The organism is Longimicrobium sp., from assembly GCF_036399935.1.
Taxonomy (GTDB): Bacteria; Gemmatimonadota; Gemmatimonadetes; order Longimicrobiales; family Longimicrobiaceae; genus Longimicrobium.
The window spans coordinates 103,132-111,626 of record NZ_DASWMD010000058.1 but is presented as its reverse complement, the minus strand read 5'-3'; the positions used below and the strand labels follow the sequence as shown (position 1 = coordinate 111,626).

Below are 8,495 nucleotides of genomic sequence, written 5' to 3'. Positions count from 1 at the left end.
CCGCCTCGCCGCGCGCTGCGACTACCCGCTCCACCTCGGCCTCACCGAGGCGGGGCTCGGCACCAAGGGCATCGTTGCGAGCACGGCCGGCCTCTCGATCCTGCTGGCCGAGGGGATCGGCGACACGATCCGGGTATCGCTCACGCCCAAGCCCAACGGCGACCGCACCGAGGAGGTGCAGGTCGCGCAGCAGATCCTGCAGTCGCTGGGGCTGCGCAGCTTCGCGCCGCAGGTGACCGCGTGCCCCGGGTGCGGGCGCACGACGTCCACCTTCTTCCAGCACATGGCCGAGGACATCCAGACGTACCTGCGCGAGCAGATGCCCGTCTGGAAGGAGACGCACCCGGGCGTGGTGGAGATGAAGGTGGCGGTGATGGGCTGCGTGGTGAACGGCCCGGGCGAGAGCAAGCACGCCAACCTGGGCATCTCGCTCCCCGGCACCTTCGAAGAGCCCAAGGCGCCCGTGTACGTGGACGGCGAGCACTTCATCACGCTCAAGGGCGACCACATCGCCGACGAGTTCAAGCGCATCCTGGACGACTACGTGACGTCGCACTATCCGGCGGGCGAGCGCGAAGCCGTCGGAGTCTGACGGGCAAAAGAAGGTTTCACAACGGAGGGCACGGAGGGCGCGAGGAACTTCCTCGTTGCCCTCCGTTTTCGTTCGCAAATCCATTCAGCTTCCGCCACAGGCGCGACACCCGAAACCTTAGGCGGCGCATTCGTATCGCAAAAACGTGAAGAAGCTTGCGGGTTTTCTGGCCGTGTCCCTACACTCCGAGCAACCTGAACGGAGAGGACCAATGTCGACTGCAGCCCTGAACCGCTACACGCCCGAGGAGTACCTGGCCATCGATCGCCTGGCCGAGTTCAAAAGCGAGTACATCGACGGCGAGATCGTCGCGATGACGGGCGGCTCGCGCCCTCATAACATCATCGTGTGGAATCTTTCCCGCTTCCTTGGCAACTGCTTCGAAGGACGGCCCTGCGAGTCGTACTCCAACGACATGCGGGTAAAGATCAAGCCGTCCACGCGCTACGTGTACCCCGACCTGGTGGCGGTCTGCGGCGAGCCGAGCTTCGAGGACGCGGAGGTCGACATCCTCCTGAACCCGTCCCTGGTGGTCGAGGTGCTTTCGCGCAGCACTCAATCCTACGACCGCGGGGACAAGTCCTCTCACTACCGCAAGATCGACACGCTGGTCGAGTACCTGTTGATCGCCCAGGACCGCGTGTCTATCGAGCAGTACCGGCGGCAGGGAGACGTGTGGACCCTGACGGAGATCACGGATCCCGGTGCCACGCTCGTCCTGGAGTCGGTCGGGTGCCAGATCCCGGTGCGAGAGATCTATGCGCGACTGGACGTTGCCGGCCAGGACGCCGTACGGGTGGAGTAGGCGCGCCGCGGCGATTGTGATTCACGCCGTTGCTTCGCCTGGTGCTTCCGCCGACGTGGGGAAAGCCTGCTCCACCGTGAACTCGTTCTCGGGCGTGAGGGTGACGAGGTAGATCTCGTCGAAGCCCTCTTCGGGGCGGGGCTCCTCGAGCTTCTTGTAGGTGCCCAGGATGCCGGGGATGGGGATCCTGGCCCTGCCCTCGCGCTTGGCGTTGCGCGCGATGGCGGCTCGGGTCTCGGTGCGGAAGAAGTAGCAGACCACGCGGAAGCGCGCCGCACGGGCGGGGAGGATGTAGCGCGCTCTCTCTTCGGCCAGCGGATTGGTGTTGTCGATGACGAACGGCTGCTGCGCGCGGATGCAGGCGTCCATCAGCAGCGATTCGCGGTTCTTCGTCCGCAGCAGGTCGCGGCTGATGCGGACGTGCGTATCGAAGAAGCGCTGCTTGTAGAACGTCGACTTCCCCGACGCCTGGATCCCCACCAGGATCACGGCCTCCATGCTACTCGGCCGCCGGGAGGTCGCCGGGCGCGGTTTCCTGCATCCACACGGACTTGATGTTCACGAACTCGTGGATGCCGAACTCGGCCAGCTCGCGCCCGTAGCCCGACTGTTTGACCCCGCCGAACGGCAGCCGCGGATCGGATGCGACCATCGCGTTCACGTACGTCATCCCCGCCTCGATCTCGGCGATGAAGCGGGCGCGCTCGCCGTCGTCCCGCGTCCACACGCTGCTCCCCAGGCCGAAGGGCGAGTCGTTGGACATCGCGATCGCCGCGTCCACGTCCGGCACGCGGAAGAGCAGCGCCACGGGGCCGAACACCTCCTCGTGGTACGCCGGCGCCTCGCGTGGGATGTCGGTCAGGATGGTTGGCGGATAGAAGAAGCCGGGGCCATCCATCGGCTGCCCGCCGGTGAGCACGCGCGCACCTGCAGCGACGGCGGCGCGCACCTGGCCGGCCACCTCGTCGCGGATGGATTGCGTCGCGAGCGGGCCCACGTCCGTGCCCGCGTCCATGGGATCGCCCACCTTCAGCGCCTCCATCGCGTGGACGAAGCGGCGCTCGAACTCGTCCGCGACTGCCTCGTGGACGATGAAGCGCTTGGCGGCGATGCACGACTGGCCGTTGTTGATGCAGCGCGCCTTGGCCGCCGTCTTCGCCGCCGCGTCGAGGTCGGCGCTGGGCATGACCACGAAGGCGTCGCTGCCGCCCAGCTCCAGCACGGTCTTCTTCAGGTTGCGTCCCGCGCGCTCGGCGACGCTGCTCCCCGCCGGGGTGCTGCCGGTGAGCGTGGCCGCGGCGACGCGGGGATCGTCCAGCAGGCCGCCGACCGCGTCGGAGCCGACGAGGAGCGTGGTGAACACGCCCTCGTCGAAGCCCGCGCGCCGGAACACCTCCTCGATGGCGAGCGCGCACTGGGGCACGTTGGAGGCGTGCTTCAGCAGGCCCACGTTGCCGGCCATCAGCCCCGGCGCGGCGAAGCGGAAGACCTGCCAGAACGGGAAGTTCCACGGCATGATCGCGAGCACGGCGCCCAGCGGCAGGAAGTGGATCTCGGCGCGCGCTTCGCCGACGTCCACGGGGCGGCGCGCCAGCATCTCTGCGGCGTGCTCCGCGTAGTGGCGGCACACCCAGGCGCACTTCTCCACCTCCGCGACGGCGGCAGCGAGGGGCTTCCCCATCTCCGTGGTCATCAGCCGGGCAAAGCGGTCCTTCTCGCCTTCCAGCACCTCGGCCGCGCGCGCCATCCGCTCCGCGCGCTCGCTCATTGACGTGCGCCGGTGCGTGCGGAAGGCCTGCTCGGCGCGCGCCAGCTTCCGTTCGATCTCCTCCCGCGTCAGCGCGTCGAAGGTCTTCAGCGTTTCGCCCGTTGCCGGGTTGATGCTCGCGATCGCCATTTCCCAGCCTCCGTTCGATCTACAACTCCGCGAGTTTCACGCAGAGGACGCAGAGAAGACAGAGAGGACGCAGAGAACCGCGCTGGCTCTCTGCGTCCTCTCCGTTCCCTCTGCGGCCTCTGCGTGAAACGTTCTTTTAGTCGCCGGCCACCGCGGCCCCGGCCACTTCGCGCAGCTGGTGCACGGCCAGGGCATACGCGGAAAGCGGGCAGTTGCCCACGCGCAGCTCGGCAAGCAGGTCGCGGTAGGCGCGCACGCCCCGCGGATTCGCGGCCTCCAACTGGCCAAGCGCCGCCGCGGGAGCCGCCTCGCCCGCGCGCGCCAGCAAGCCCGTCACGAGCGCGCGCTGCGCCCGCTGCACGTCGTCGCCCAGGGCCTGGGCGAAGCGGCGCTCCCACGGGTCGCGCCCGGCCGCCTGCTGCACCGCATGGCGCAGGCGCGCCGTGGCGAAGTGCTCCGACACCGCGTAGAAGGCCTTGGCCGCCCGCAGCTCGTCGGTCTGCCCGCGCCGCGACACCTCCACGATCTCCAGCAGCTGCGGCAGGAAGCGCAGGGTGATCAGCCGCTCCGCCAGGCCGCGCTCCACCCCCAGGTCCTGCATGGCGCCCAGCTGCGTGAGGAAGAGCGCCCGGTCCTCGCCGCTGACCACCTTGGCGAAATTCCCCCGCAGCGCGCTCAACGCGCTCCGCGCATCCTCGATCAGCGCGTCGGTCGCGGCGCCCGGCGCCACGTTGGCCAGGATCCAGTGGGTGGTCGTTTCCAGCACCAGCCCCAGCCCCAGCAGCCAGCCGTACACCACCTCCACGTCGTAGCGCCCCTCGGCGCCGGCCAGGTCCGCCCGCACCTCGGGGGTGCCGCTGATGCGGCTGGCGACCAGCCACGCCCGCACCACCTCGGGAATGGAGTGCCCCGTGTCGCGCGAGGTGCGGTGAAGGAACGACGAGCCCATCAGGTCCACCAGGTCGTTCACCATCTGCGTGGTGACGATCTCGCGACGCAGCCGGTGCGTGCGCAGGCGGTCCAGCCCCGCCGTCTCCACCGCCAGCGGGGGGAAGTAGTTCACCAGGTACGACTCCGTGGCCGGGTCGTCGGGCACGGTGCTGTCCAGCAGCTGCATCTTGGCCGCCATCTTGGCGTGCGCCAGCAGCACCGACAGCGTGGGCCGCGTCAGCCCGATCTTTTCCGCCCGGCGCTCGGCGATCTCGTCGGGGGTGGGAATGCCCTCGGCCTCGCGGTTCAGCAGCCGCTCGCGCTCCTGCGCCGCGATCAGCGCGGCGAAGTCGTCCAGCGCCTCCTTCGACCGGCGCTGGTCCAGCGACACCGCCAGCGACTGGCTGACGTTGTCGCGCAGCACCAGCTCCGACACCTGGTCCGTCATCGCCCGCAGCGTCTCGTTGCGCTGCTCCTCGGAAAGCGACCCGTCCGCCACCAGCCCGTTGAGCAGGATCTTGAGGTTCACCTCGTGGTCGCTCATGTCCACGCCCGCCGAGTTGTCGAGCGCGTCGGTGTTCAGCCGCCCGCCCCGCAGGTTGAAGGTGATGCGCGCCCGCTGGGTGAGCCCCAGGTTGCCCCCCTCGCCGATCACCTTGCAGCGGAGCACGTCGGCGTCCACGCGCACCGGGTCGTTCGTGGGGTCGCCCACCTCGGCGTGGGTTTCCTCGCGGTCCTTCACGTAGGTGCCGATGCCGCCGTTCCACAGCAGCTCCACCGGCGCCGTGAGCACCGCGCGGATCAGCGCCTCGCCGTCCAGCGTCGCCACCTCGTCGCTTAAGCCCAGGGCGGCGCGGGCCTCCGGCGTAAGCTCCACCTCCTTGCTGCCGCGCGGCACGATCAGCGCGCCCGGTGAAAGCTTGGCGCGGTCGTAGTCCTCCCACGACGAGCGGGGCAGGTCGAAGATGCGCTGCCGCTCCTCGAAGCTCACGGCCGGGTCGGGCGTGGGATCGATGAAGATGTGCCGGTGGTCGAAGGCGGCCAGCAGGCGGATCTGCCTGGAGAGCAGCATGCCGTTGCCGAACACGTCGCCGCTCATGTCGCCCACGCCCGCCACGGTGAAGGGCTCCTTCTGGATGTCCTTGCCCATCTCGCGGAAGTGCCGCTTGACGCACTCCCATCCGCCGCGCGCGGTGATCCCCTCCTTCTTGTGGTCGTACCCGTTGCTCCCGCCCGAGGCGAAGGCGTCGCCCATCCAGAAGCCGTACTCGGCCGAGACGGCGTTGGCCACGTCCGACAGGTGCGCCGTTCCCTTGTCGGCCGCGACGACCAGGTACGGGTCGTCGCCGTCGTGCCGCACCACGCCCTGCGGCGGCACCACGGTGCCCCCCACCAGGTTGTCGGTGATGTCCAGCAGCCCGCGCATCAGGGTGCGGTACTGCTCCTTTGCCTCTTCGCCCATGGCGTCGCGGTCGGCCAGGCGCCGCCGGGTGATGAAGCCGCCCTTGGAGCCGCTGGGAACGATCACCGCGTTCTTGATCACCTGCGTGGTGACCAGCCCCAGGATCTCGGTGCGGAAGTCGTCTGGCCGGTCGCTCCAGCGGATGCCGCCGCGGGCCACGGGCGCGCCGCGCAGGTGCACGCCCTCCATGCGCGACGAATGGACGAACACCTCGTACAGCAGCCGCGTCTTCTTCAGCTCGTCCACGTCGGCCGAGCGCACCTTGAACGAGACGTAGGGCACGCCTCCGCTGCGGGCCGTGGGGTCGGCGCCGCCCCCGCGGAAGTAGTTGGTGCGCACGGTGCCGCCGATCAGCGCCAGCAGCCGGCGCAGGGCGCGGTCGTCGGCCAGCGAGCTCACCTTTTCCATCTCGGCCGCCAGGCTGGCCCGCGCCGGCGCCTCGTCGCCCCCCTGGCCCGCGAAGCGCGCGTGGAACAGCTGCACCAGTCCGCGCGTCACCGCGGGGTGGGCCGCCAGGGCGCGCGCCACGGCGATGCGCGAGGGGATGGCCCCCACCTGGAAGGCGTACTCGGCGTACGCGCGCAGCAGGTCGGCCTCGCGCCAGCGCAGGCCGGCCGCCAGCACCAGCCCGTTGAAGGGGTCTTCCACCGCGTCGCCCGCGCGCACGGCCAGCAGCGACTCGGCCAGCAGGGGGGTGACGTCGTCGGGGATGGGCACGCCCTCGCGCGTCTGCACGGCGAAGGAGTAGATCATCCGGTCCGGGGCGCCGGCCGCGCGCACCTGGAGGGTGTCCACCTCCAGCACCCGCAGCCGCGCATCTTCCAGGATGGGCATGAAGTCGGATAGCACCAGCCGCTCGCCGGAAAGGTACAGCTTGAGGATCGACGAGCCCTGCGGCGCCGGCTCGCCGGGCAGGGGCTGGCGAAGCTGCAGCGCCACCGCTTCGCCGCGCCGGCGCAGCGCCTCCAGGTGAAGCACGTCGTGAAGCGCCGTCTGCGGGATGTTGGCCGCGCGGTACTCGGGGCTGAACGCCGCCCCGTAGGTGGCCGCCAGCGCCTCGACCTCGGCGTCTTCCACCCCGGCGCCCCGCAGGGCGTCCGACAGCAGCTCCTGCCACGACCGCAGCAGCCCGGCCACCTCGCGCTCCACCTCGCGCGGGTCGGGGAGCGCGGCGCCGGGGGCGGTGGTCAGGTAGTAGTGGATGCGGGCCTGGTCGCCCGCCGCCATGCGCAGGTAGTGGTTCACCACCTGCCCGCCCAGCCGGTCGGCCAGCAGCTGCCCGATGGCGCGCCGCACCTCGGCGCTGAAGCGGCCGCCGGGCAGGATCACCAGCACCGCCGCCTCGTCGCGCACCGGGTTGGCGCGCACCACCACGCGCACGCCCTCGGTGAACAGGGCGGCCAGCGAGGCCTGTACCTGCGCGCGAAGCTCCTCTTCCGTCGCCTCGAACAGCTCGTCCTTGGGGAGCGCGTCGACGATGGAAACGATCTCCTTGTAGTCGTGCCCGCCCGGGCGCGAGCCCGAGGCGGCCAGCAGCCGGTCGAGCTTGCCGCGCAGCAGCGGCACCTCGGCCACGGTGCTGCCGTACGCCTGCGAGGTGAACAGGCCCAGGAAGCGCCGCTCGCCCCGCACGTGCCCCGCGTCGTCGAGCACCTTCACCCCCACGTAGTCCATCCGCGCGCGGCGGTGCACCGTGGACTCGGCGTTGCTCTTGGCCACCATCAGCGTGGGCCCGCCCAGCAGCCGCTCGCGCAGCCCCGCGGGCATGTCGCTCACCCGCACCGGGGCGGCGTACGACGACGACGAGGGGTCGCGCAGGATGCCCAAGCCCGACCCGTCGCGCACCGCCACGGAGGCCGCGTCGCCCTCGCCCTCGATGGCGTACTCGCGGAAGCCCAGGAACACGAAGTTGCCCAGCCCCAGCCAGCGGAGGAACGCGGCCTCCTCGGCGAACTCCTCGGCCCGGTCCGGAAAGCGGGCCGCGTACTCCTCCACCACCCGGGCCTCGTGCTCCAGCACCCGCGTCATCGCCGGGAAGTCGCTGGTGGCATCGACCACGTCGGCCAGGCGCTGGCGGATGCCCTCGGCCACGCCGGTGCGCTGCGCGGGGTCCGTCACCCGCGCCACCTCGCAGTGGGTCAGCGCCTCCAGCGACGCGCCCTCGCCCGCCTCGTCGCCCACGGCCACGATCTCGCCCGCGGGGCCGCGGCGCACGGGAATCACGGGATACACGTACTGGTGGATGTGAAGCCCCTCGGCGGCCAGGTACTCGCGCACCGTGTCGACGATGAAGGGGCGGTCGCCCACCTCGGCCCGGATGACGGTGACGGGCGCGCTCCACCCCTCGTCCTCGGGGTCCACCACCTGCACGTTCACCTGGTCCGGGCGGGCGCCGCGCAGGAACTCCCACGCGCCCAGCGTGAGCGCCGCCAGCTGGGCGGTGCCGCGCTCTTCCAGCAGCTGGCGCGGCACCTTGGCGAAGAACAGGCGGGCGAAGCGGCACAGCTGCTCGCCGTCGGGGCGGCGCAGGGCCGACAGGTGTTCGCAAAGCTCGTCCACCGTCACCGCGCGGGCGGACGTCGAGGTCTGTTCGCTCATGTACGACAGCAGGCTCGTGCAGGTGTGTTTCCGGGTGTTGGGCCGACGGAGGCCAATGTAACCGGCGCGCCTCCGTTTGGCACGCACGCGCCCCTCAAACCCTTGTGTAGCACCGCCGGAGGGGCGCGCCGCCGGCCTCCGCGGCTGGTATGCTTTCTGCTCTTTGCGCCTGTACGCGCCGTACGGAGGCGCGGTTGGCAAGCGGAAATGG

At 70.6% G+C, this 8,495-nt stretch carries 5 protein-coding genes; 2 read left to right on the top strand and 3 right to left on the bottom strand.

Going from position 1 to position 8,495, the window contains the following annotated elements:
- The coding region (locus VGB24_RS18115) for a flavodoxin-dependent (E)-4-hydroxy-3-methylbut-2-enyl-diphosphate synthase (RefSeq protein ID WP_331074358.1) at positions 1-592 on the top strand (592 nt) is incomplete at its 5' end.
- Positions 593-803: 211 nt separating this feature from the next.
- The gene (locus VGB24_RS18110; RefSeq protein ID WP_331074357.1) at positions 804-1,397 is read left to right on the top strand and encodes a Uma2 family endonuclease; all 594 of its coding nucleotides are present in this window, start codon (positions 804-806) and stop codon (positions 1,395-1,397) included.
- 21 nt (positions 1,398-1,418) lie between these two features.
- Here VGB24_RS18110 and VGB24_RS18105 read toward each other — a convergent pair whose 3' ends face one another.
- The 3 genes from VGB24_RS18105 to VGB24_RS18095 all read right to left on the bottom strand — a co-directional run bounded on the left by VGB24_RS18105 (position 1,419) and on the right by VGB24_RS18095 (position 8,284).
- Complete coding sequence (locus VGB24_RS18105) at positions 1,419-1,895, bottom strand: AAA family ATPase (RefSeq protein WP_331074356.1); 477 nt, start codon at positions 1,893-1,895, stop codon at positions 1,419-1,421.
- A gap of 1 nt (position 1,896) precedes the next feature.
- Complete coding sequence (locus tag VGB24_RS18100; protein WP_331074355.1) at positions 1,897-3,294, bottom strand: NAD-dependent succinate-semialdehyde dehydrogenase; 1,398 nt, start codon at positions 3,292-3,294, stop codon at positions 1,897-1,899.
- Positions 3,295-3,430: 136 nt separating this feature from the next.
- Complete coding sequence (locus VGB24_RS18095; RefSeq protein WP_331074354.1) at positions 3,431-8,284, bottom strand: NAD-glutamate dehydrogenase; 4,854 nt, start codon at positions 8,282-8,284, stop codon at positions 3,431-3,433.
- Between the last annotated feature and the right edge of the window lie 211 nt (positions 8,285-8,495).